Origin of the sequence: Streptomyces cinnamoneus, from assembly GCF_014650495.1 — a bacterium.
GTDB classification, from domain to species: domain Bacteria; phylum Actinomycetota; class Actinomycetes; order Streptomycetales; family Streptomycetaceae; genus Streptomyces; species Streptomyces cinnamoneus.
Window position 1 is genome coordinate 1 of sequence record NZ_BMVB01000018.1, and the last position, 21,169, is coordinate 21,169.

At 73.4% G+C, this 21,169-nt stretch carries 20 protein-coding genes and 1 riboswitch; of the genes, 8 read left to right on the forward strand and 12 right to left on the reverse strand.

What is annotated here, in order from left to right:
• The first annotated feature begins 439 nt into the window (after nt 1-439).
• Nucleotides 440-1,948: a phytoene desaturase family protein gene (locus tag IE182_RS22625; protein ID WP_190111728.1), complete on the forward strand. Its 1,509-nt coding sequence runs from the start codon at nt 440-442 to the stop codon at nt 1,946-1,948.
• A 49-nt stretch (nt 1,949-1,997) separates the two neighbouring features.
• Here the strand turns inward: IE182_RS22625 and IE182_RS22630 are convergent, their stop codons facing one another.
• The 5 genes from IE182_RS22630 to IE182_RS22650 form a co-directional block, all read right to left on the reverse strand.
• On the reverse strand, nt 1,998-2,981 hold the full coding sequence (locus IE182_RS22630) for a hypothetical protein (protein ID WP_190111729.1): 984 nt from the start codon (nt 2,979-2,981) through the stop codon (nt 1,998-2,000).
• A gap of 39 nt (nt 2,982-3,020) precedes the next feature.
• Nucleotides 3,021-3,938 carry a methylenetetrahydrofolate reductase [NAD(P)H] gene (metF, locus tag IE182_RS22635; RefSeq protein ID WP_190111730.1) on the reverse strand — a complete coding sequence of 306 codons (918 nt, stop codon included), beginning with the start codon at nt 3,936-3,938 and terminating at the stop codon, nt 3,021-3,023.
• A gap of 142 nt (nt 3,939-4,080) precedes the next feature.
• The gene (gene thiE, locus IE182_RS22640) at nt 4,081-4,743 is read right to left on the reverse strand and encodes a thiamine phosphate synthase (RefSeq protein ID WP_190111731.1); all 663 of its coding nucleotides are present in this window, start codon (nt 4,741-4,743) and stop codon (nt 4,081-4,083) included.
• Nucleotides 4,744-4,833: 90 nt separating this feature from the next.
• Complete coding sequence (locus IE182_RS22645; RefSeq protein ID WP_190111732.1) at nt 4,834-5,199, reverse strand: Rv2175c family DNA-binding protein; 366 nt, start codon at nt 5,197-5,199, stop codon at nt 4,834-4,836.
• A 102-nt stretch (nt 5,200-5,301) separates the two neighbouring features.
• Complete coding sequence (locus IE182_RS22650; RefSeq protein ID WP_190111733.1) at nt 5,302-6,528, reverse strand: NAD(P)/FAD-dependent oxidoreductase; 1,227 nt, start codon at nt 6,526-6,528, stop codon at nt 5,302-5,304.
• 174 nt (nt 6,529-6,702) lie between these two features.
• Nucleotides 6,703-6,815: riboswitch (TPP riboswitch) on the forward strand.
• On the opposite strand from IE182_RS22650, the gene thiO reads away from it, so the two are divergent.
• The 5 genes from thiO (at nt 6,813) to IE182_RS22675 (ending at nt 11,989) form a co-directional block, all read left to right on the forward strand.
• The gene (gene thiO / locus IE182_RS22655; RefSeq protein ID WP_190111734.1) at nt 6,813-7,991 is read left to right on the forward strand and encodes a glycine oxidase ThiO; all 1,179 of its coding nucleotides are present in this window, start codon (nt 6,813-6,815) and stop codon (nt 7,989-7,991) included. (Overlaps the previous riboswitch by 3 nt.)
• Nucleotides 7,988-8,212: a sulfur carrier protein ThiS gene (thiS, locus tag IE182_RS22660; RefSeq protein WP_190111735.1), complete on the forward strand. Its 225-nt coding sequence runs from the start codon at nt 7,988-7,990 to the stop codon at nt 8,210-8,212. The genes thiO and thiS overlap by 4 nt, the downstream gene beginning before the upstream one ends.
• Nucleotides 8,213-8,218: 6 nt before the next feature.
• The gene (locus IE182_RS22665; RefSeq protein WP_190111736.1) at nt 8,219-9,013 is read left to right on the forward strand and encodes a thiazole synthase; all 795 of its coding nucleotides are present in this window, start codon (nt 8,219-8,221) and stop codon (nt 9,011-9,013) included.
• A gap of 121 nt (nt 9,014-9,134) precedes the next feature.
• On the forward strand, nt 9,135-11,099 hold the full coding sequence (gene pknB, locus IE182_RS22670) for a Stk1 family PASTA domain-containing Ser/Thr kinase (RefSeq protein ID WP_190111737.1): 1,965 nt from the start codon (nt 9,135-9,137) through the stop codon (nt 11,097-11,099).
• Nucleotides 11,100-11,104: 5 nt separating this feature from the next.
• Nucleotides 11,105-11,989: a deoxyribonuclease IV gene (locus IE182_RS22675; protein WP_190111738.1), complete on the forward strand. Its 885-nt coding sequence runs from the start codon at nt 11,105-11,107 to the stop codon at nt 11,987-11,989.
• Between the two features lie 28 nt (nt 11,990-12,017).
• On the opposite strand, the gene IE182_RS22680 is transcribed toward IE182_RS22675, so the two are convergent.
• Nucleotides 12,018-12,650 carry a sulfite oxidase-like oxidoreductase gene (locus tag IE182_RS22680; RefSeq protein WP_190111739.1) on the reverse strand — a complete coding sequence of 211 codons (633 nt, stop codon included), beginning with the start codon at nt 12,648-12,650 and terminating at the stop codon, nt 12,018-12,020.
• Between the two features lie 180 nt (nt 12,651-12,830).
• On the opposite strand from IE182_RS22680, the gene bfr reads away from it, so the two are divergent.
• Entirely contained in the window at nt 12,831-13,319 is a 489-nt protein-coding gene (gene bfr / locus IE182_RS22685) for a bacterioferritin (protein ID WP_190111740.1), read from the forward strand.
• A gap of 19 nt (nt 13,320-13,338) precedes the next feature.
• Here the strand turns inward: bfr and IE182_RS22690 are convergent, their stop codons facing one another.
• Together IE182_RS22690 and IE182_RS22695 are read right to left on the reverse strand one after the other, a co-directional pair.
• Entirely contained in the window at nt 13,339-13,596 is a 258-nt protein-coding gene (locus IE182_RS22690) for a (2Fe-2S)-binding protein (protein WP_190111741.1), read from the reverse strand.
• Nucleotides 13,597-13,734: 138 nt separating this feature from the next.
• A complete protein-coding gene (locus IE182_RS22695) occupies nt 13,735-15,084 on the reverse strand; it encodes a class II 3-deoxy-7-phosphoheptulonate synthase (protein WP_190111742.1) in 1,350 nt (449 codons plus the stop codon).
• Nucleotides 15,085-15,379: 295 nt separating this feature from the next.
• Here IE182_RS22695 and IE182_RS22700 point away from each other — a divergent pair, with 295 nt between their 5' ends.
• Entirely contained in the window at nt 15,380-17,272 is a 1,893-nt protein-coding gene (locus IE182_RS22700) for an anthranilate synthase family protein (protein ID WP_190111743.1), read from the forward strand.
• A gap of 68 nt (nt 17,273-17,340) precedes the next feature.
• Here IE182_RS22700 and IE182_RS22705 read toward each other — a convergent pair whose 3' ends face one another.
• Genes IE182_RS22705 through IE182_RS22720 form a run of 4 tightly spaced genes read right to left on the reverse strand, consistent with a single transcriptional unit; the run spans nt 17,341 to nt 21,141 of the window.
• The gene (locus IE182_RS22705) at nt 17,341-18,372 is read right to left on the reverse strand and encodes a 6-phosphofructokinase (protein WP_190111744.1); all 1,032 of its coding nucleotides are present in this window, start codon (nt 18,370-18,372) and stop codon (nt 17,341-17,343) included.
• A 44-nt stretch (nt 18,373-18,416) separates the two neighbouring features.
• Nucleotides 18,417-19,085 carry a response regulator gene (locus IE182_RS22710; protein WP_190111745.1) on the reverse strand — a complete coding sequence of 223 codons (669 nt, stop codon included), beginning with the start codon at nt 19,083-19,085 and terminating at the stop codon, nt 18,417-18,419.
• 3 nt (nt 19,086-19,088) lie between these two features.
• On the reverse strand, nt 19,089-20,312 hold the full coding sequence (gene macS, locus IE182_RS22715) for a MacS family sensor histidine kinase (protein ID WP_229845030.1): 1,224 nt from the start codon (nt 20,310-20,312) through the stop codon (nt 19,089-19,091).
• 28 nt (nt 20,313-20,340) lie between these two features.
• Nucleotides 20,341-21,141, reverse strand: coding sequence for a lysophospholipid acyltransferase family protein (locus tag IE182_RS22720; protein WP_190111746.1), 801 nt, complete (start codon nt 21,139-21,141; stop codon nt 20,341-20,343).
• Nucleotides 21,142-21,169: the final 28 nt, after the last annotated feature.

Sequence of the window (21,169 nt, forward strand, 5' to 3'; positions counted from 1 at the left end):
CAACCACCACCGATGCCACACCGCGCTCAGGGGCGAGCCACCCATCACCCGCGTCAACAACCCTGCGGGTCAATACAGCTAGCCGCTGCACGTGCGGCGCCGTTCCGGTGCGGACCGATCCCCCTCGGTCCGCACCGGAACGGCGCTCCCCCGTGTTCCCCCGTATCTCCCCCGGGCCCCGCGGGGCCCCCGTACCCCCCGGTCGCGTCAGGGCCGCCGTGCCGTTCCGCCGCCCCGTGTCGGCGGTGCCGGCGCCGGCGTCCCTTCCGCGACCACCACTCTCCCTTCCTGACCGGTGCCGCCCCATCCGCGCGCGTACTCATCTCGCCTCCTGAGTACGCGTACTCAGCCGTGGGCCCGCGTACCCGGAGGGCCGGCGCCGGTCGCGGCCGGGGCGCTGGTCGAGGGGTTGTCGGCGGGGCCGGATAAAGTCGGGCGCATGGCACGGATTGCGGTGATCGGCGCCGGGATGGGCGCGATGGCAGCCGCTGCACGGCTGGCCGTCGCGGGCCACCGGGTGGCGGTGTACGAGCGCGCGGAGACGTACGGCGGCGGCGTCGGCCGGCTCGCGCGGGACGGCTTCGTCTTCGACACGGGGCCGGGGCTGCTGCATCTGCCCGCCGTCTACCGCGACCTGTTCGTCAAGACGGGCAAGGAGTCGCTGGAGCAGAGCCTCACGCTCTCCCAGGTCGAGCCGGCGAGCCGGCATCTGTTCGCCGACGGAACGGACTTCTCCCTGCCCAACGCCTCGCGCGCCGGCGTCGTCGCGGCGCTGGACGACGCCCTCGGCGCAGGCGCGGGCGAGACGTGGAGCGAGCTGGTCAACCGGGCGCGCGAGGTGTGGGACGCCACGCGCCGCCCGCTGCTGGAGGAGCCGCTGCGGGCCGAGCGCACCGAGGCCCTGGGTAGCGATCCGTATCCGGCGGTGCGCAGGCGCGGACTGTTCCGGCGGAACGCGCCGGTGACGCTGGCATCGGTCGCCGAACGGGAGTTGCGCGACCCCCGCCTGATGGCCCTGCTGGAGAGCCACGCCCTGGCCTACGGCCTCGACCCGCGCAGCGCCCCCGCGAGCGCGACGGTCCTGCCGTACATGGAGCAGACCTTCGGCAGCTGGTACGTCGGCGGGGGCCTGCGGGGCCTCGCGGACGCGCTGTACGAGCGGTGCGTGGCGCGCCGCGTGGAGTTCTCCTTCGGTGCCGGGGTCGTCGGCGTGGTGGAGAAGGACGGGCGCGCGGCCGGGGTGCGGCTGGCCGACGGCAGCGTGGCCGAGGCGGACATGGTGGTCGCCGGGGTCTCCCCCGGCCGGCTGGCGGCGCTCGCCCCGGGCGCGGCCGGGCCGTCGGCTGCCGGGGCGGCGCCCGTGCCGCCGGGCAGGTTCAGCGTCTTCCTGGCGCTCGGCGGGGCGCGGCCGGAGGGCACCGTGCACCGCACGGTGGTCCACGCGGGCGACCGCGCCGCCGAGTTGGCCGCGGTCTTCGGCACGGGGCCGGCCGGTGGCTACGGGCCGACGGTGACGGTGCTGCGGCCGGACGACGCCGCCACGCGCCCGGACGACGGGCACGAGGCCGTGACGCTCACGGCCACCGTGGCGCGGCAGGGCCGGGTCGACTGGGGCGAGGAGCGCACGGCCGGTGCGTTCGCGGACCGGCTGGTGCAGGCGGCCGAGGCGGCGGTACCGGGTCTGCGGGAGCGGCTGCTGTGGCGGGAGGTGCGTACTCCGGCCGATGTGGAGGCGGCGACCGGCGCCGAGGGGGGCGGGGTGCCCGCGCCCGTACTGGCCGGCGGTGCGGGGGCGTTCCTGCGTCCCGGCAACCTCACGGATCTGCCGGGCCTCTACCGCGTGGGCGGCTTCGCCCATCCCGGCGGGGGGCTGGCCCACGCCGGGATGTCGGGAGCGCTGGTGGCCGGCCTGATCGTGGACGGCGCGGACTGGCGCGGCTCCCAGTGAGCCCCGGCGCCGCCCCGTCGCCGGTGGCGGGGCGGCCGCTGCCGCGGGCTCAGTAGCGGTAGCGCTGTTCGTCGTAGCCGTTGCCGGGCAGCTGCTGCGGCGGGTAGGGCTGCTGCTCGGCCGGGTTCACGGGGTGGGCGGGGTCGACGGGGTTGTTGGCGTCCCGCTGCTGCGGCACCCACACGCCGCCCGGCGGGGTGTCCATGTCGTACCCCTGCGACGCGTAGGTCCCCGCGGTGTAGCCCCCGCCCCCGTACTGCTGCTGGGGGTAGGGCTGCTGCTGGCCGTAGGCGTCGTACTGCTCGTAGGCCGGGGAGCGGTTGCCGATGTACGGGTCGGAGTAGGACGCGTACTGCTGCTGGTCCTGTCCGTAGTCGAACTGGCCGGCGTAGCCGCCCTGGGCGGGTGCCCCCGCCGTTCCGGCCGTCTGCTCGCCGCCGCCGTACGCGCCGTACGCGCCCGCCGGGTAGCCGGCGGTGTCGTAGCCGGTGGCCGGCGGGTGCTCGTCGGTCGGCTGCTGGGGCACGTTGGGCATGAGGTCGGCCACGCCGGCGTCCGCGGCGGGGACGGCCGGGATCGCGTCGGGCCCGGAGGCCGGGAGCGTCACGTCGGCCGCGGCGGCCGGTGCGGGGGCCGCGGGGCGGTCGCCACCCCTGCGGCGCCGCCCGGCCCGTGACGTGGCGTCGCCCCGGCCGGTGGCGCCGCTTCCCTTCGCGGCCGCGGCGCCCCTGCCCTTCGGGGCGTCCGTCTTCGCGGCGTCCGCGCGCTCGTCCTCCTCGGTGCGGCGCAGGGCCCAGCCGCGGGAGAAGCCCCGGCGGAAGGAGAGCGTGACGAAGGTCTGGCCCACCGCGAAGGCGATCGCGCCCACGACGATGACGGCCACGGACGGGATGACCACGCCCGCGACCACCCCGAGGAAGCCGACGAACGCGAGGAGCCGCCAGCGCAACCGCGCCTTGTACTGCAGCAGCACCTCGCCGAGCAGCCAGAGCGCGACGACCCCGAACGCGATGTAGAGGACCGTCCAGCCCATTAGCGCCCCTCTCGTACGGCCGCCGTCGCCGGCCGGCCGTCAGGACCGCTGGTGCAGTCCCAGATTCTCGTAGATCTCCAACGTGGCCGTGGAGTGGTTCAGGGTAATGAAGTGCAACCCGGGAATCTCCTCGGCCATCAACCGGGCACACAGATCCGTCGCGTACTCGATTCCGATCGAGCGTACAGCGGCCGTGTCATCTTTCACCGCGAGGATCCTCTCCGCCAGGTCCGGGGGGAACGCCGCGTTGCTGAGCTGTGCGAATCGTTCAATTTGTCGCACATTGGTGACCGGCATGATTTCCGGAATGATCGGAGTGTCACACCCTGCTGCCGCTACGCGATCGCGGAGCCGGAGGTAGTCCTCGGGGTAGAAGAACATCTGGGTGATCGCGAAGTCCGCACCGGCCCGGCATTTGTCGACGAAGTACCCGATGTCCGTCTCCCAGTCGGCGGACCGGGGGTGCATCTCGGGGAACGCGGCGACGCCCACGCAGAAATCACCCGACTCCTTGATGAGCCGGACCAGGTCCGCGGCGTACCGCACACCGTCCGGGTGACTCACCCACTCGCCCATCGGGTCGCCGGGCGGGTCGCCCCGCAGCGCGAGCATGTTGCGGATGCCGACGTCGGCGTACTGGCCGATGACGTTGCGCAGTTCGGCCACGGAGTGGTTCACCGCGGTCAGGTGGGCGACGGGGGTGAGGGTGGTGTCGGTCGCGATCCGCTCCGTCGCCCGGACGGTGCCCTCACGGGAGGAGCCGCCGGCGCCGTAGGTCACGGAGACGAAGGTGGGCCCGACCGCCTCGATGCGCCGGATGGCGTTCCACAGCGTCCGCTCGCCCTTCTCCGTCCGCGGGGCGGCGAACTCGAAGGAGTACGAGCGCTCGCCGGAAGCCAGCAGGTCACGCACGGTGCGAGCGTGGTCCGTCCTGGTGGAGGCAGTACCAAGGGCCATACCGGCAAGTTAACCAGCGGGGCAGGCACCCCCCAAGCGACTTCGGCGATATGCCCTTTTCGCCCACCCGCTGTTCACATACCGTCTCACCCCTCGGACGACGGGCCTGTCCTGCAACAATGCACGGACCCCGGCGTCGGGCCTAGCTGCCGGTCCCGGCGTACGCGCGGACCCGCCGGGCGAGCTGTGCCGCGGCCTCGCCCGGGTCGTCGGCCTCGGTGACGGCACGGACCACCACGACGCGGCGCGCGCCGGCCTCCAGCACCTCGTCCAGATTGCCGGCGTCGATCCCGCCGATGGCGAACCACGGCCGTACCGGCTCCAGCGACGCCGCGTAGCGCACCAGGGACAGTCCGGGGGCGTACCGGCCGGGCTTGGTGGGGGTCGGCCAGCAGGGGCCGGTGCAGAAGTAGTCCACGCCGGGCTCGGCGACGGCGGCGTCGACCTCCGCCTCGGCGTGCGTCGAGCGGCCGATCAGCACGTCCTCGCCGAGGAGGGCGCGGGCGGCGGGCACCGGCAGGTCGCCCTGGCCCAGGTGCAGCACGTGGGAGCCGGCGGCGTGCGCGACGTCCGCGCGGTCGTTGACGGCCAGGAGCCTGCCGTGGCGGCGGGCGGCCTCGGCGAAGACGGCGAGGTGCTCCAGTTCCTCCCCCGCCTCCATGCCCTTGTCGCGCAGCTGGACGACGTCCACGCCGGCGGCGAGGACGGCGTCGAGGAACTCCGGCAGGTCGCCCTGGCGCTTGCGCGCGTCGGTGCACAGGTACAGCCGGGCGTCGGCGAGCCGCTCGCGCGCGGTGACGGACATCGGGTGTCTCCCCCAAAGTCGGCGGCGTACGGGCCGGGGCGGCCTTCCGGCCGCCCCGGCCCGTACGCCGGACGGTTCACTTGCTCTCGGTCAGACGGCGAGCGCCTGGGCGCGGCGCTTCACCTCCGTGCCGCGATTCTCGCGCAGCGCCTGCGCGGGGGTGCCGGGCAGGGTGGGGTCGGGGGTGAAGAGCCACTCCAGCATTTCCTCGTCGCTGAAGCCGTCGTCCCGCAGCAGCGTCAAGGTCCCGGCCAGGCCCTTGACGACCTTGTCCTCGCCGATGAAGTCGGCGGGCACCATGAGCACTCGGTTCTCGCCACGGCGCACGGCGATCAGCTGGCCTTCCTTGATCAGCTGCCGGACGCGCGTCACCTCCACGTCGAGCTTTTCGGCGATGTCGGGGAGGTTGAGCCAGGCGGGGACGAGCGCATCGATCTTTGCGTCAATCTCGGTCACGGGACAAGCCTGCCATCCGGGACTGACGGCCGGTAGCCGGGTTGACCCGAGCCGGGCCCAGAACCCCGCCCGACGTCACCCCACCGGCCGCGCGGAGCCGGGTCAGAGCGCCGCGGACTTCAGCGGAACGGAGGCGTCCGCGGCCCTGGCCCGGTCGATGGCGGCGCCCTTCTCGATGAGCTTGCGCCCCTGCGCCAGATCGCGGGGGCGCCCCACGGCGAGCAGGGCCACCAGGACGCCCGAACGCAGCCAGCACACCGTCCAGGCCGCTCCGGTGGGGTCGCCGCGCCACAGGAGCTCGTCGGCGGCCGCGTGGTGGCCCGCGTACTGCACGAAGCGCCCGAACTGCTCGGACCAGAAGTACGGCACCGGGTCGTAGACGGGCCCCTCGGCCGGGCCGTGGACGATGTTCCCGGCGACGGTCCGCGGCCCCTGCAGGGCATTGTCCCAGTGGTGCACCAGCAGCCGCTCCCCGTAGCGGGCCGAGGGGAAGGAGGAGCAGTCGCCGACCGCGTAGACGTCGGGCAGGGAGGTGCGCAGCCGGTCGTCGGTGGCGACGGAGCGGTCCGGCGCGAGCTCGATGCCCGAGCCGGCCAGCCAGCCGGTGGCCGGGCGGGCGCCGATGCCGACGACCACCGCGTCCGCGGGCAGGCGCGTGCCGTCGGCCAGGAGCACCGCGCCGGGCTCCACGGCGGCCACCTGCGCGCCGGTGAGCAGCTGCGCCCCGCTGTGGGCGTACCACTGCGCCATGTGGGTGGCGACCTCGGCCGGCATGGCGCCCGCCAGCGGCCGGTCGGCGGCCTCGACGACGGTCACGCGGCAGCCGGCCTCCCGGGCGGCGGTCGCGAACTCCGCGCCGATCCAGCCGGCGCCGACGGCGACGATGTCGCGCTGCTCGGCCAGCAGCGGCCGCAGCCGCTCGGCGTCGTCCACGGTGCGCAGCACGTGGACGCCGGGCAGGCCCTCGCTGCCGGGCAGGACGACGGGCTCGGCGCCGGTGGCGATGACCAGCAGGTCGTACGGTACGGGGCCCTGCCGCGTGTCGAGGACGTGCTCGGCGGCGCGCAGCCCGGTGGCCTCCACGCCGAGCCGCAGGTCGATGCCGAGCGAGTCGAAGTCCACCTCGAAGGCGGATCCCTCCGCCCGTCCGAGGAGCACGGCCTTGGACAGGGGCGGCCGGTCGTAGGGCTGGTGGGGCTCGGCGCCCAGCAGGGAGATCGCGCCGTCCCAGCCCTGCTCGCGCAGGGCGACGGCGGTCTGCACCCCGGCCATGCCGGCACCGACGATGACGACGCGCCGGCCACTGGAGGTGTTCGTCTGCTCGCTCACCCGGTCAACTCTAGGACGGCGGGCCTCGTCCGCCGGAGCACCGCGTGCCGAGACCTCTGACACAGCGTCACTGCATTGGCGGGCGTCACGCCCGCCGCACGGGTGTCGCCCCGGCCGCCCGCCCGGTGCGGACGCCCTTCCGGCCGGTCCGCGGCGCGTACTAGGGTGGCCGTTGCACGCACTCGCGGGAGCCCGGACGCACCGGGCTGAGAGGGAGGCTGGACGGCCTCCGACCGTACGAACCTGATCCGGGTCATGCCGGCGAAGGGAGGGGCTGGAAGCCCATGCACGCGCATCGCACTCCTGCGCAGCACACTTGCGACGTCCTCGTCATCGGCGGGGGCGTCATCGGCCTGGTCGTGGCCTGGCGGGCCGCCCAGCGCGGCCTGCGCACGGCCGTCGCCGACCCGGCGCCCGGCGGCGGGGCCGCCAAGGTGGCGGCCGGGATGCTCGCCGCCGTGACCGAGCTGCATTACGGCGAGCAGACGCTGCTGGCCCTCAATCTGGCCTCGGCGCGGCGCTACCCGGCGTTCACGGCGGAGCTGGAGGAGGCCAGCGGCCAGGACACCGGCTACCGCGCCTGCGGCACGCTGGCCGTCGCCCTCGACGCCGACGACCGGGCGCACCTGCGGGAGCTGCACGCCCTGCAGCAGCGCTCCGGTCTGGACGCGCAGTGGCTGACCGGGCGCGAGTGCCGCCGCCTGGAGCCGATGCTGGCGCCGGGCGTGCGCGGCGGGCTGCGGGTGGACGGCGACCACCAGACCGACCCCCGGCGGCTGGCCCGGGCCCTGCTGACGGCCTGTGAGCGCGCCGGGGTGGTCTTCCACCGCTCGGAGGCGGCGCGGGCCGTGCTCGCCCGGGGCCGGGCCGCGGGGGCGGAGCTCGCGGACGGCACCCGCGTCGTCGCCGGGCAGACCGTGCTGGCGGCGGGCAGCCTCAGCGGCCGCCTCGCGGGCCTGCCCGAGGAAGTGCTGCCGCCGGTCCGCCCGGTCAAGGGCCAGATCCTGCGGCTGCGCGTGCCGCGCTCGCACCGGCCGTTCCTGTCGCGGACCGTGCGCGCGGTCGTGCGCGGCGGACCGGTGTACCTGGTGCCGCGGGAGAACGGCGAGCTGGTGGTCGGCGCGACGACCGAGGAGCTCGGCTGGGACACCACGGTGACGGCGGGCGGGGTCTACGAGCTGCTGCGCGACGCCCACGAGCTGGTGCCCGGCATCACCGAGCTGCCGCTGGTGGAGACCCTCGCCGGGCTGCGCCCCGGCTCGCCCGACAACGCCCCGCTGCTGGGCCCGACCGAGGTGCCGGGCCTGCTGGCGGCCACCGGGCACCACCGCAACGGCGTGCTGCTCACCCCCGTCACCGGAGACGTGATGGCCGAGGTGCTCGCCACCGGCCGGCTGCCCGACGAGGCCCGCCCCTTCTCCCCCCTCCGCTTCACCCCCGTACTCCAGGAGCAGTCCGCATGACCGGCAGCGAAGTCGCCCTCCACACCATCAGCGTCAACGGGGAGCACCGCGCCGTCCCCGCGGGGACGACCCTCGACGGGCTCGTCGCCACGCTCACCCGTGCGCACAGCGGCGTCGCCGCGGCCGTCAACGAGGCGGTCGTGCCGCGCGGCCAGTGGCAGGTCACCACGCTCGGGGACGGCGACCGGGTCGAGGTCCTCACCGCGGTGCAGGGAGGCTGACCGGTCATGGCGGACGATCTGCTCACCATCGCCGACACGCCCTTCACCTCCCGGCTGATCATGGGCACGGGCGGCGCCCCCAGCCTCGACGTCCTCGAACGGGCCCTGCTGGCCTCGGGCACGGAGCTGACCACGGTCGCCATGCGCCGCCTCGACGCCACCGTGCGGGGCTCGGTGCTCTCCGTCCTGGACCGGCACGGCATCCGGGTGCTGCCGAACACGGCCGGCTGCTTCACGGCGGGCGAGGCCGTGCTCACCGCCCGGCTGGCCCGCGAGGCGCTCGGCACGGACTGGGTCAAGCTGGAGGTGATCGCCGACGAGCGCACCCTGCTGCCCGACCCCATCGAGCTGCTGGACGCGGCCGAGATCCTGGTGGACGACGGCTTCACGGTGCTGCCGTACACCAACGACGACCCGGTCCTGGCCCGCAAGCTGGAGGACGTCGGCTGTGCGGCGATCATGCCGCTGGGCGCTCCGATCGGCTCCGGTCTCGGCATCCGCAACCCGCACAACTTCCAGCTGATCACCGAGCGCGCGGGCGTCCCGGTGATCCTGGACGCGGGCGCGGGCACCGCCTCGGACGCCGCGCTGGCCATGGAGCTGGGCTGCGCGGCGGTGATGCTGGCGTCGGCGGTCACGCGCGCCCAGGAGCCGGTGATGATGGCGGAGGCCATGCGGCACGCGGTGGAGGCGGGCCGGCTGGCCCACCGGGCGGGACGGATCCCCCGCCGGCACTTCGCCGAGGCGTCCTCGCCGGTGGAGGGCAGGGCGGTGCTGGACCCGGAACGTCCGGCTTTCTGACGGGTCCGGCCGGCCCGGCCGCCGCCCGGGCCGGCCGTTCCTGTCACTGTTCGGCTGCAGAAAGGGTGAGCGAGGCGCACCGCGTACGGGCCGCCGGTCATGGCTCGTAAACTCCTATGCCGTGGATACGACCCTGCCGGACCCCCTCGTCGATCACCTGCTCGACGGCCGCTACCGCGTCGAGGCGCGGGTGGCCGTGGGCGGCATGGCCACGGTCTACCGCGCCATGGACACCCGGCTCGACCGGGTGCTGGCCCTGAAGGTGATGCACCCCTCGCTCGCCGCCGACGGCGCGTTCGTGGACCGTTTCATCCGCGAGGCCAAGTCCGTGGCCCGGCTCGACCATCCCAACGTGGTGAGCGTCTTCGACCAGGGCACCGACGGCCAGTACGTCTACCTGGCGATGGAGTACGTCGCCGGGTGCACGCTGCGCGACGTCCTGCGCGAGCGCGGGGCGCTGCGGCCGCGGGCGGCGCTCGACGTCGTCGAGCCGGTCCTGGCCGCGCTGGGCGCCGCGCACCTGGCGGGGCTGGTCCACCGCGACATGAAGCCGGAGAACGTCCTGATCGGCGACGACGGCCGGGTCAAGGTCGCCGACTTCGGGCTGGTGCGGGCGGTGGACACCCACACCACGACCAGCACCGGTTCCGTCCTGGGCACCGTCTCCTACCTGGCCCCCGAGCAGATCGAGCACGGCACGGCCGATCCGCGCGCCGACGTCTACGCCTGCGGCGTCGTCCTCTACGAGATGCTCACCGGCGCCAAGCCGCACACCGGCGGCACCCCCGCGCAGATCCTCTACCAGCACCTCCACGAGGACGTGCCGGCGCCGTCGGCGTCCGTTCCGGGTCTCGCGCCCGGGCTGGACGCCCTGGTGGCCGCCGCCACCGCCCGCGATCCGCGGCTGCGCCCGGCCGACGCCGTCGCCCTGCTGGGCGAGGTGCGGGACGTGCGCGCGGCCCTGTCGGCCGAGCAGCTGGACGCGGTGCCGCCCCAGGCGGCGCCCACGGCCCCGGCCGGCGGGGCCGGCTCCGAGGACCGTACGAGCGTGATCCCGCGCCCGGTCCCCGCGCAGCCCCTGCCCCCGGCGGAGGACGAGCTGCTCCACCGCACCACGCGCCTGGAGCAGCCGCCCGCACCGCCGGTGCCGCCGCCGGGCGGCCACCCCCCGGTGCACCCGCGGCGCCGCGGCTGGCCGCTGCCGCGCCGCTGGGTCCTCGCAGCGGCCGGCGCCCTGCTGGCCGTACTGGCGGGCACGGGCGTCTGGTACATCAATTCCGGCCAGTTCACCTCGGTGCCGGCCGTCCTGGACATGACCGAGGCCAAGGCGAGCGGCGAGCTGGACAAGGCCGGCCTCGGGGTGCGGACCCGGCAGGCGTTCAGCGACACCGTCGAGCGCGGCCACGTCATCTCGACCGACCCCAAGCCGGGCGAGCGCATCCGCAACACCGGCAAGGTGACGATCACGATCTCGCGCGGCCCCCAGCGGTCCGAGGTGCCCAACGTCGCGGGGATGCCCTTCGACGACGCCAAGCGCAAGATCGAGGAACAGGGCCTGGCCGTCGGTGACGTCGGCCGCCAGTTCAGCGGCGAGACCGCGAAGGACTCGGTGCTCTCCACCGAGCCCGGGCCGGGCACGCAGCTGCGCCCCGGCTCGACGGTGGCGCTCGTCGTCAGCAAGGGCAAGCCGCTGAACGTGCCGGACGTCACGGGCCTGTCCGTCGCGGACGCCACCAACGCGCTGCGCGGGGCCGGACTGCAGGTCAAGGTCGCGGACACCGAGGTCTTCTCGCCCCGGGACAAGGGCACGGTCGCCGAGCAGTCGCCCGCCAGGGGCGCCCGGGCGGCCGAGGGCGACACCGTCACCGTGACCGTCTCCAAGGGCAAGGAGATGGTGATCGTCCCGGACGTCACCAACAGGAGCGAGGCCGACGCCAAGCGGACCCTGGCCGCCGCCGGCTTCCAGGTGAAGGTCGACCGGCCGTTCCTCTTCGCCAAGGACTCCGTGGAGAGCCAGTCCGTGCGCGGCGGCGAGCAGGCCGCCAAGGGCGAGACCATCGTCATCCGGCTCAAGAGCGGACTGTGACCACCATGAGCACGCACGATCCCCTGACCGGCCGGGCCCGCAATCCCGTCGGCGGCCACATCCCCGTGGCGGGCGGGCTCGCCCGGGTCGGCCTGCCCTACGCCCGGCGGATGGGCGCCGAGACGGTCCAGGTCTTCGTCGCCAACCCGCGCGGCTGGGCGACCCCGGCCGGTACCGCACGGCAGGACGAGGAGTTCCGCGCCGCCTGTGCGCAGGAGGCGCTCCCCGTCTTCGTGCACGCCCCCTATCTGATCAACTTCGGGTCGCACACCGGGGCCACCGTCGAGCGGTCGGTGGAGTCGCTGCGGCACTCGCTGCGCCGGGGGCGGGAGATCGGTGCCCGCGGCGTCGTCGTGCACACCGGTTCGGCGACCGGCGGCCGGCCGCGCCACGAGGCGCTGGCCCAGGTGCACGAGCGGCTGCTTCCGCTGCTGGAGGAGCTCACCCACGACGACGACCCGCGGCTGCTGCTGGAGCCGACGGCCGGTCAGGGGGCCTCGCTGTGCTCGCTGGCGGAGGACCTGGGGCCGTACTTCGACGCGCTGGAGCACCACCCGAAGCTCGGCGTCTGCCTGGACACCTGCCACCTGTTCGCGGCCGGGCACGACCTGGCCGGGCCCGGCGGAATGAAGCAGACGCTCGACGAGCTGGTGTGCACGGTGGGCGAGGGGCGGCTGGGCCTGCTGCACGCCAACGACTCCAAGGACGTCGTCGGCGCCCACAAGGACCGGCACGAGAACATCGGTTCCGGCCACATCGGCGCGGCGCCCTTCGCGGAGCTGTTCCGGCACCCGGCGACGGAGGGCGTGCCGCTGACCATCGAGACGCCCGGCGGCCCGGAGGGGCACGCCGCGGACGTGGCCCTGCTGAAGGCGCTGCGGGACGGCTGACCGCGGCCCGGGCCGGGCCGCGCGGAGGCTACAGCTCCGGGCCCTCGCCCGGCTTCTCCTGGTAGGAGTAGCGCTGCTCGCTCCAGGGGTCGCCGATGTTGTGGTAGCCGCGCTCTTCCCAGAAGCCCCGCCGGTCGGCGGTCATGTACTCCACGCCGCGGACCCATTTGGGGCCCTTCCAGGCGTACAGGTGCGGCACGACGAGCCGGACCGGGAAGCCGTGCTCGGCCGTGAGGAGCTCGCCGTCCTTGTGGGTGGCGAACATGGTCTTCTCGGCCGTGAAGTCGGCCAGCCGCAGGTTGGAGCTGAAGCCGTACTCCGCCCACACCATCACGTGCGTGACCTCGGGGGAGGGCGGGGCGAGTTCGAGGATCGTACGGGCCGAAACCCCACCCCACTCCGCGCCGAGCATGCTGTACTTCGTCACGCAGTGCAGGTCCGCCACCACCGTCGTGTACGGCAGTGCGGAGAATTCGTCATGCGTCCAGCAGTGCTTGTCCCCTCCGGCGGTCGCGCCGAAGACACGGAACTCCCACCGGTCCGGCTTGAACTTGGGGACCGGGCCGTAGTGCGTCACCGGCCATCCGCGCTGGAGCCGCTGCCCCGGGGGCAGCTGAAGATGCCCTTCTTTGCGGCTTTCGGTGTTCTTCGAGGGCCCCATGACTCCATGGTGTCAGACGGTGGGGGGTGCTGATGACCACGGTTTGCCCATATCAGGGCAAGTACCACTAAGTGTGCACTTACTGGACGACCCCCTGGGGTGGTGCAAGGATGCGCGCAACCTGCAAGTCATCCGCCCCCAGCCTCCGCTGGGAAGTGCCCCCAGGAAGGAGCCCTCGCGATGCAGGGCGACCCCGAGGTCATCGAGTTCCTCAACGAGCAGCTGACGGCCGAGCTGACGGCCATCAACCAGTACTTCCTGCACGCGAAGCTGCAGGAGCACCACGGCTGGACGAAGATCGCCTCGCATACGCGGGCGGAGTCGTTCGACGAGATGAAGCACGCGGAGATCCTGACCGACCGGATCATCTTCCTGGAGGGGCTGCCGAACTACCAGCGCCTCTTCCACGTGCGCGTCGGGCAGACGATCACCGAGATGTTCATGGCCGACCGGCAGGTGGAGGTCGAGGCCATCGACCGCCTCAAGCGGGGCGTGGAGGTCATGCGCACCAAGGGCGACATCACCTCGGCGAACATCTTCGAGGCGATCCTCGCGGAGGAGGAGGACCACATCGACTATCTCGACACGCAGCTGGAACTGATCGAGAAACTCGGCGAGCCGCTCTACATCGCCCAGTTCATCGAGCAGGAGAACGGGCAGGGCAGCTAGCCGGGCGGGCCGGAAGCGGCTAGGCGGCGCGGGCGCGCGGCGCAGCGGCGGGCACGAGCGTCACATCGGCGCCCAGCACGTCGCCCTCTTGCTGGTCGGCCAGCTCGCGGCGCGGGCAGGCACCCCGGCCCAGCAGGGCCTGGATGCGACGCACGCAGCTGCCGCAGTCGGTGCCGGCCTTGCAGGCGGAGGCGATCTGCCGGGGCGTGCACGCCCCCTTGTCCGCGTGCTCGCGCACCTGCTGCTCCGTGATGCCGAAGCACGAGCAGACGTACACGCGGTCACCGCCTTGCGTTGGCCGATAGGCCGAGTCGATCAATAAGGTAACCCTTACCTTACCCGTCTCGGTGGCCGGATCACAACGCTGTGGGGCGCGGATCACAGATCCGCGCCCCACAGTCATTACCCGCGGTTATTACTGGTCGCGGTACATCTCGGCGACCAGGAAGGCCAGGTCCAGGGACTGGCTGCGGTTGAGGCGGGGGTCGCACGCCGTCTCGTAGCGCTGGTGCAGGTCGTCGACGAAGATCTCGTCGCCGCCGCCCACGCACTCCGTGACGTCGTCGCCGGTGAGCTCCACGTGGATGCCGCCCGGGTGGGTGCCGAGGCTCTTGTGGACCTCGAAGAAGCCCTTGACCTCGTCCAGCACGTCGTCGAAGCGACGGGTCTTGTGACCCGAGGCCGCCTCGAAGGTGTTGCCGTGCATCGGGTCGCAGACCCACACCACCTGCGCGCCGGACGCCGTGACCTTCTCCACCAGGGTGGGGAGCTTCTCACGGACCTTGTCGGCGCCCATCCGGGTGATGAACGTCAGACGGCCGGGCTCGCGCTCGGGGTCGAGCCGCTCGATCAGCGTGAGGGCCTCCTCGGGCGTCGTGGTCGGCCCGAGCTTCACCCCGATCGGGTTGCGGATCTTGGAGGCGAACTCGATGTGCGCCCCGTCCAGCTGCCGGGTGCGCTCACCGATCCACACCATGTGGCCCGAGACGTCGTACAGACGGCCGGTGCGCGAGTCGACGCGGGTCAGCGCCGACTCGTAGTCGAGGACGAGCGCCTCGTGCGAGGCGAAGAACTCGACGGTCTTGAACTCCTCCGGGTCCACCCCGCAGGCGTTCATGAAGTTCATCGCCCGGTCGATCTCGCGCGCGAGCTGCTCGTAGCGCTGACCGGACGGCGAGGACTTCACGAAGTCCTGGTTCCAGGCGTGCACCTGGCGCAGGTCGGCGTAGCCACCGGTGGTGAAGGCACGCACCAGGTTCAGCGTCGAGGCCGACGCCTGGTACATCCGCTTCAGCCGCTGCGGGTCCGGCGTACGGGCCTCGGGCGTGAAGGCGAAGCCGTTGACGGAGTCGCCGCGGTAGGTCGGCAGGGTCACGCCGTCGCGGGTCTCGGTCGGCTTCGAGCGCGGCTTGCTGTACTGGCCGGCGATGCGGCCGACCTTCACGACGGGCACGGAACCCGCGTAGGTCAGCACCGCGCCCATCTGGAGCAGGGTCTTGAGCTTGTTGCGGATCTGGTCGGCACCGACGGCGTCGAAGGCCTCGGCGCAGTCGCCGCCCTGGAGCAGGAACGCCTCACCGCGGGCGACGGCTCCCAGGCGCTGGCGCAGCTGGTCGCACTCGCCGGCGAAGACGAGGGGCGGATAGGACTCGAGCTCGGCGATCACATCGCGCAGAGCCTCTTGGTCCGGCCAGTCAGGCTGCTGCGCCGCGGGCAGGGAGCGCCAGGTGTGGCCACCGGCGTGGGTTTCAGCGTTCACGGTCACGCCCTCAACAGTACGGGGTCTTGACAGCCTTCTAGCGGGAGGACCGGCATCTGAGACATCGGCTGAGACGCGTTCGGTGGAAACCGAGGACAGGGCCCGGGCGCGTCGGGTACTGTCCCCGGCATGTACGCGCTTGAGTCCTGCAATCGAAAGTGGTGGTGGACCGCTCCTCCGGCGGCCCACTGATCGCGCGTACTGACGACTCCGCGAAGGCCGCCCCGAGGGGCGGCCTTCGGCGTCCTCCCGGCCGCCGGAACCGAGGCCGTTCCTCCCCTCCAGGAAGGAACCACCTCAGATGACCTTCGACACCGCCGCCCTGCTCGCCCGGCTGACCGCCGCCGGCCACCCGCCGTTCGCCCTGCTCCACCGCCGCGCCCCCGGCCTGGACCAGGACACCGTCGAGCTGCTCCTGGGCCCCGTCACCGAGGCCGCCCGCCTGGGCGACATCCCGCTGCCCGTCGGCCCGCCCGCCCACGGCGGCCCCGCCCACGACGCACTGGCCGTCGTCCCCTTCCGGCAGATCCGCGAGCGCGGCTTCGACGCCCGCGACGACGGCACGCCCCTGCTCGTCCTGCGCCCCGAGGAGTGCCACGAGCTCCCGCTCGCCGAGGTCCGCGCCGCGCTGCCGGCACACGAGGTCCGGGTGGAGGGCGGCACGTTCGACGTGGGCGACGAGGAGTACGCCCGGATCGTCGAGCGCGTCATCGAGGACGAGATCGGCACCGGCGAGGGCGCCAACTTCGTCATCCGGCGCACCTTCGAGGGCGAGATCCACGGCTTCGCCGCCGCCGACGCCCTCGCCCTGTTCCGGCGGCTGCTGGGCGGCGAGCGCGGCGCCTACTGGACGTACGTGCTGCACACCGGGGAGCGCACCCTCGTGGGCGCCAGCCCGGAGGTGCACGTGCGGATGTCCGGCGGAACGGTCGTGATGAACCCCATCAGCGGCACCTACCGCTACCCGGCCGGCGGCCCGGCCGCCGACGACCTGCTCGCCTTCCTCCACGACCGCAAGGAGGTGGAGGAGCTGTCCATGGTCGTCGACGAGGAGCTGAAGATGATGTGCACCGTCGGCGACCGGGGCGGCGTGGTCGTCGGCCCCCGCCTGAAGGAGATGTCCCACCTCGCCCACACCGAGTACGAGCTGCGCGGCCGCTCCTCGCTGGACGTCCGGGAGGTGCTCCGCGAGACGATGTTCGCCGCCACGGTCACCGGCTCGCCCGTCCAGAACGCCTGCCGGGTCATCGGGCGGTACGAGCCCGGCGGCCGCGGCTACTACGCGGGGGCGCTCGCCCTCATCGGCCGCGACGCGGGCGGTGCACAGACCCTGGACTCGCCGATCCTCATCCGTACCGCGGACATCGACCGGCGCGGCCGGCTGCGGGTGGGCGTCGGCGCCACCCTCGTGCGCCACTCCGACCCGCACGCCGAGGTCGCCGAGACGCACGCCAAGGCGGCGGGTGTCCTCGCGGCCCTCGGCGTCCGGCCGGAACCGGTACGCCCGGCGGCGGCCCCGCCCGTACGGCTCGCCGACGACCCCCGGGTACGGGCCGCGCTGGACGCCCGGCGCGCGGACCTGGCCCCCTTTTGGCTGCGGATGCAGACCGAGCCCCCGGCGGCCGTGCCGAGCGGACACGCGCTCGTCGTCGACGGCGAGGACACCTTCACCGCGATGCTCGCCCACCTGCTGCGCACGATGGGACTGACGGTGACGGTGCGGCGCTTCGACGAGCCGGGGCTGCGGGAGGCGGCGCCGGCCCATGAAGGCCCCGTGGTGCTCGGCCCCGGCCCGGGGAACCCCTCGGACGCCGCGGACCCGAAGATGCGGATGCTGCGCGGCCTGACGGCGGACCTGCTGCGCGGGCACCGCCATGGCCTGTTGGGCGTGTGCCTGGGCCACGAGCTGATCGCGGCGGAACTGGGCCTGGAGATCGTCCGCAAGGACGTGCCCTTCCAGGGGGCGCAGGAGCGGATCGACTTCTTCGGGCGGGCGGAGACGGTGGGCTTCTACAACACGTTCACGGCGCGGGGTGGCGCCGAGGGCGTCGAGGTGTGCCGGGATCCCGGTACGGGGGATGTGCATGCGCTGCGCGGGCCGGGCTTTGCGGGGGTGCAGTTCCACCCGGAGTCCGTCCTGACGCTGAACGGGTCGGCGATCGTGGCGGAGCTGCTCTCCGCGGTGCGCGTCTGAGCCCGCCCGCCCGATCACCCGGAAACGTCATGACGTTTCCGGGTGATCGGGCGGGGTGGGACGGCGGGTCAGCCGAAGAAGACCTGCGCTTCCTCGTACAGGGGCAGGGGCACGGTCTTCAGCCGGGCGGTGGCCTCCGCCAGAGGCACGCGCACCACCTCGGTGCCGCGGAGGGCGACCATCTTCCCGAAGTCACCGTCCCGCACGGCGTCCATGGCGTGCAGCCCGAACCGCGTCGCCAGCCACCGGTCGAACGCACTGGGCGTCCCGCCCCGCTGCACGTGCCCCAGCACCGTCGTCCGCGCCTCCTTCCCCGTCCGGGCCTCGATCTCCTTCGCCAGCCACTCCCCCACCCCCGAGAGCCGGACGTGGCCGAAGGAGTCGAGCGCGGTCGAGTCCTTGAGCACCAGGTCGCCGTCCTGCGGCATCGCGCCCTCCGCGACGACCACGATCGGCGCGTAGCTGGCGCGGAAGCGCGAGGTCACCCAGCCGCAGACGGCGTCGAGGTCGAAGCGCCGCTCGGGGATCAGAATGACGTTGGCGCCGCCGGCCAGGCCGGAGTGCAGCGCGATCCAGCCGGCGTGCCGGCCCATGACCTCGACGACGAGGACGCGCATGTGCGACTCGGCCGTGGTGTGCAGCCGGTCGATGGCCTCGGTGGCGATGTTGACGGCCGTGTCGAAGCCGAACGTGTAGTCCGTCGCCGAGAGGTCGTTGTCGATGGTCTTGGGCACGCCGACGCAGCGGATGCCGTACTCGTCGCCGAGGCGGGCGGCGACGCCCAGGGTGTCCTCGCCGCCGATCGCGATCAGGGCGTCGACCTCGTACGCGGCGAGGTTCTCCTCGATCCGCCGGACGCCGTCGGGCTCCTTGAACGGGTTGGTGCGCGACGAGCCGAGGATCGTGCCGCCGCGCGGCAGGATGCCCCGGACCGCCGGGATGCCGAGCGGGACGACGCTGCCGCGCAGCGGTCCGCGCCAGCCGTCCCTGAAGCCGATGAAGTCGTGGCCGTGGTCCTGGACGCCCTTGCGGACGACCGCGCGGATGACCGCGTTGAGCCCCGGGCAGTCGCCGCCGCCGGTCAGCACTCCGATCCGCATGACAGACACCTTTCCCTTCGCCGGGAACGCCCGGCCGCGAAGGGTCAGGCGTCGTCGAGACCTCGCTCTATCGCGTAGCGGACGAGCTCCACGCGGTTGTGCAGCTGGAGCTTGCCCAAGGTGTTCTGAACATGGTTCTGCACCGTGCGGTGGGAAATAACCAGCCGTTCGGCGATCTGCTTGTAGGACAGTCCCTTGGCCACGAGCCGCAGCACCTCCGTCTCGCGGTCGGTGAGCCGCGGGGCCTTGGGCTCGTCGGGGGCGGCGGGGGCGGGGTCGGCGGCCAGGCGGCGGTACTCGCCGAGGACGAGGCCGGCCAGTCCGGGGGTGAAGACGGGCTCGCCCGCCGCCGTGCGGCGCACGGCGTCCAGGAGCTCCTCCGTGCTGGCCGATTTCAGCAGGTAGCCCGTGGCGCCGGACTTCACGGCCTCCAGGACGTCCGCGTGCTCACCGCTGGCGGAGAGCACCAGGACGCGCAGCTGCGGCCGGTCCGCGACCAGCTCCTTGCAGACGGCCACGCCGGGCAGCCCGGGCAGGTTGAGGTCGAGGACCAGGACGTCGGGGCGGACCGCCGTGGCCCGGCGCACCGCCTGGGGGCCGTCACCGGCGGTGGCCACCACGTCGTACCCGGCGGCCGCCAGGTCGCGGGCGACCGCGTCCCGCCACATGGGGTGGTCGTCGACCACCATGACCCGTATCGCCTCTGTGCTCATCGCCTAATCCTCGCTCCCCCGTGGAACTCGCAGTTCGACCTCGGTGCCCTGCCCGGGCACCGATACCAGCTCGGCGCTGCCGCCGAGGTCCCGCAGCCGGCCGCGGATGGACAGGGCGACGCCCATGCGTCCCTCGCGCTCGGCGTCGGCCAGCCGCCCCTCGGGGATGCCCGGGCCGTCGTCCCGCACGGTGACGATCACCTCGTCCGGCTCGTCCTCCAGCAGGATCCAGGCCCGCGCGGCCTCGCCGGCGTGCTTCGCGACGTTGTCCAGGGCCGCGCCGACGGCGGCCGCCAGCTCCGCGGCCGCGGCCGCCTCCAGCAGCACGGGCGTGCCGGGCGCCGAGACGGTGACGGTGGCCCCGGCGTGCGGGGCGATCAGGGCCCGTACGTCGCAGGGGCCGGACGGCGGTGCCGGGGCGGCGGGAGCCACCGTCCGGACGAGCTCGGCGTCCTCGGCCAGCTGGGCGGCGGAGCGCTGCGGGGGCAGCAGCCCGCCGGCGACCAGGCTGCGCAGGGCGATCTCCTGCTCGCCGGCCATGCGGCCCAGCTCGGCGGCCTCGCCGCCGATCGCCGCGCCACGGCGCTGGACCATGGCCAGCACCTGCAGGACGCCGTCGTGGATGTCCCGGGCCAGCCGCTCGCGCTCGCGGGTGGCGGCCTCGATCTGCAGCGCACGGGCGAGGGTGCGCTCACTGGCGCGGGCGACCTCGACGATGTAGCCGATGGCGATGCTGGAGACCCACACCAGGACGACGTTGTGGACGGTGTCGCGGGCGGGGCTGCCGCGCTCGACGAGGTTGGTGACCGCCACGATCGTCGAGCCGACCGCCGCCCAGCGCCAGCCGCCCTTGATGGCCAGGCCCAGCACGGCGCCGCCGGTCCAGATGGACGGGAGGGTGGCGGCGCCTCCGTCGATGCGCGCGGCGGTGTCGACGAAGGAGGTGAGGAGGATTCCCGCCAGCGCGATCGCCAGGTCGGCGATCAGGAACGGCTTGGTGCACCGCTCGGCGGACGTGGTCCGGTTCCAGGTCAGCAGCATCCACAGGGTGAGTACGCCCATGTAGAGCGCGGCACCGAGCGGGTGGGCGTACGCGTGGTAACTCAGGAAGAAGAGCGTGAGCGCGTAGCCGAGCGTCAGGACGCGGTAGCCGGTCAGCGCCTGCCACAGCGGCAGCTCCACCGACATCCGCACGGCGCGCGGACGCCCACCGGTGCGCTGTGCCATGTCTGCCCCAACCCCCCAGCCGGGCGACCTACGCCTCGGGCTTCCGCTCCGCCTTCTTGCCGGTCTTGTCCGCGTTGCCGGCCTCATCGGCCTTGTCGAGTCCGGCGGCCTTCGCCGCCTTCTCCTCCTCGGCCTTCTGCTTCGCCTCCTCCGCGATCTGCCGCTTGGCGGCGGTCGCGTAGATGTCGACGTACTCCTGGCCGGAGAGCTTCATGATCTCGTACATGACCTCGTCGGTCACCGAGCGGAGGATGAAGCGGTCGCCGTCCATGCCGTGGTAGCGGCTGAAGTCCAGCGGCTTGCCGATCCGGATGCCCGGCCGCATCAGCTTGGGGACGACCTTGCCGGGCGGCTGGATCTTCTCCGTGTCGATCATCGCGACGGGGATCACCGGGGCTCCGGTGGCCAGGGCGACGCGGGCGAGCCCGCCGGGCTTGCCGCGGTAGAGGCGGCCGTCCGGGGAACGGGTGCCCTCGGGGTAGATGCCGAAGAGCTCACCGCGCTCCAGCACCTCGATGCCGCTCTTGATGGCGGCCTCACCGGCCCCACGCGCCCCCGAGCGGTCGACGGGGAGCTGGCCGACGCCCTTGAAGAAGGCGGCCGTCAGCTTCCCCTTGACGCCGGGGGAGGTGAAGTACTCCTGCTTGGCGATGAACGTGATCTTGCGATCGAGCACCGCGGGGAGGAAGAAGGAGTCCGAGAAGGACAGGTGGTTGCTCGCCAGGATCGCGGGCCCCTCGGCCGGGATGTTCTCCAGACCCTCCACCCACGGCCGGAAGGCAAGCTTCAGCGACCCGCCGATGGACAGCTTCATTGCGCCGTAGAACAACCGAGAACCTCCTGTAGTGACGAGGAGA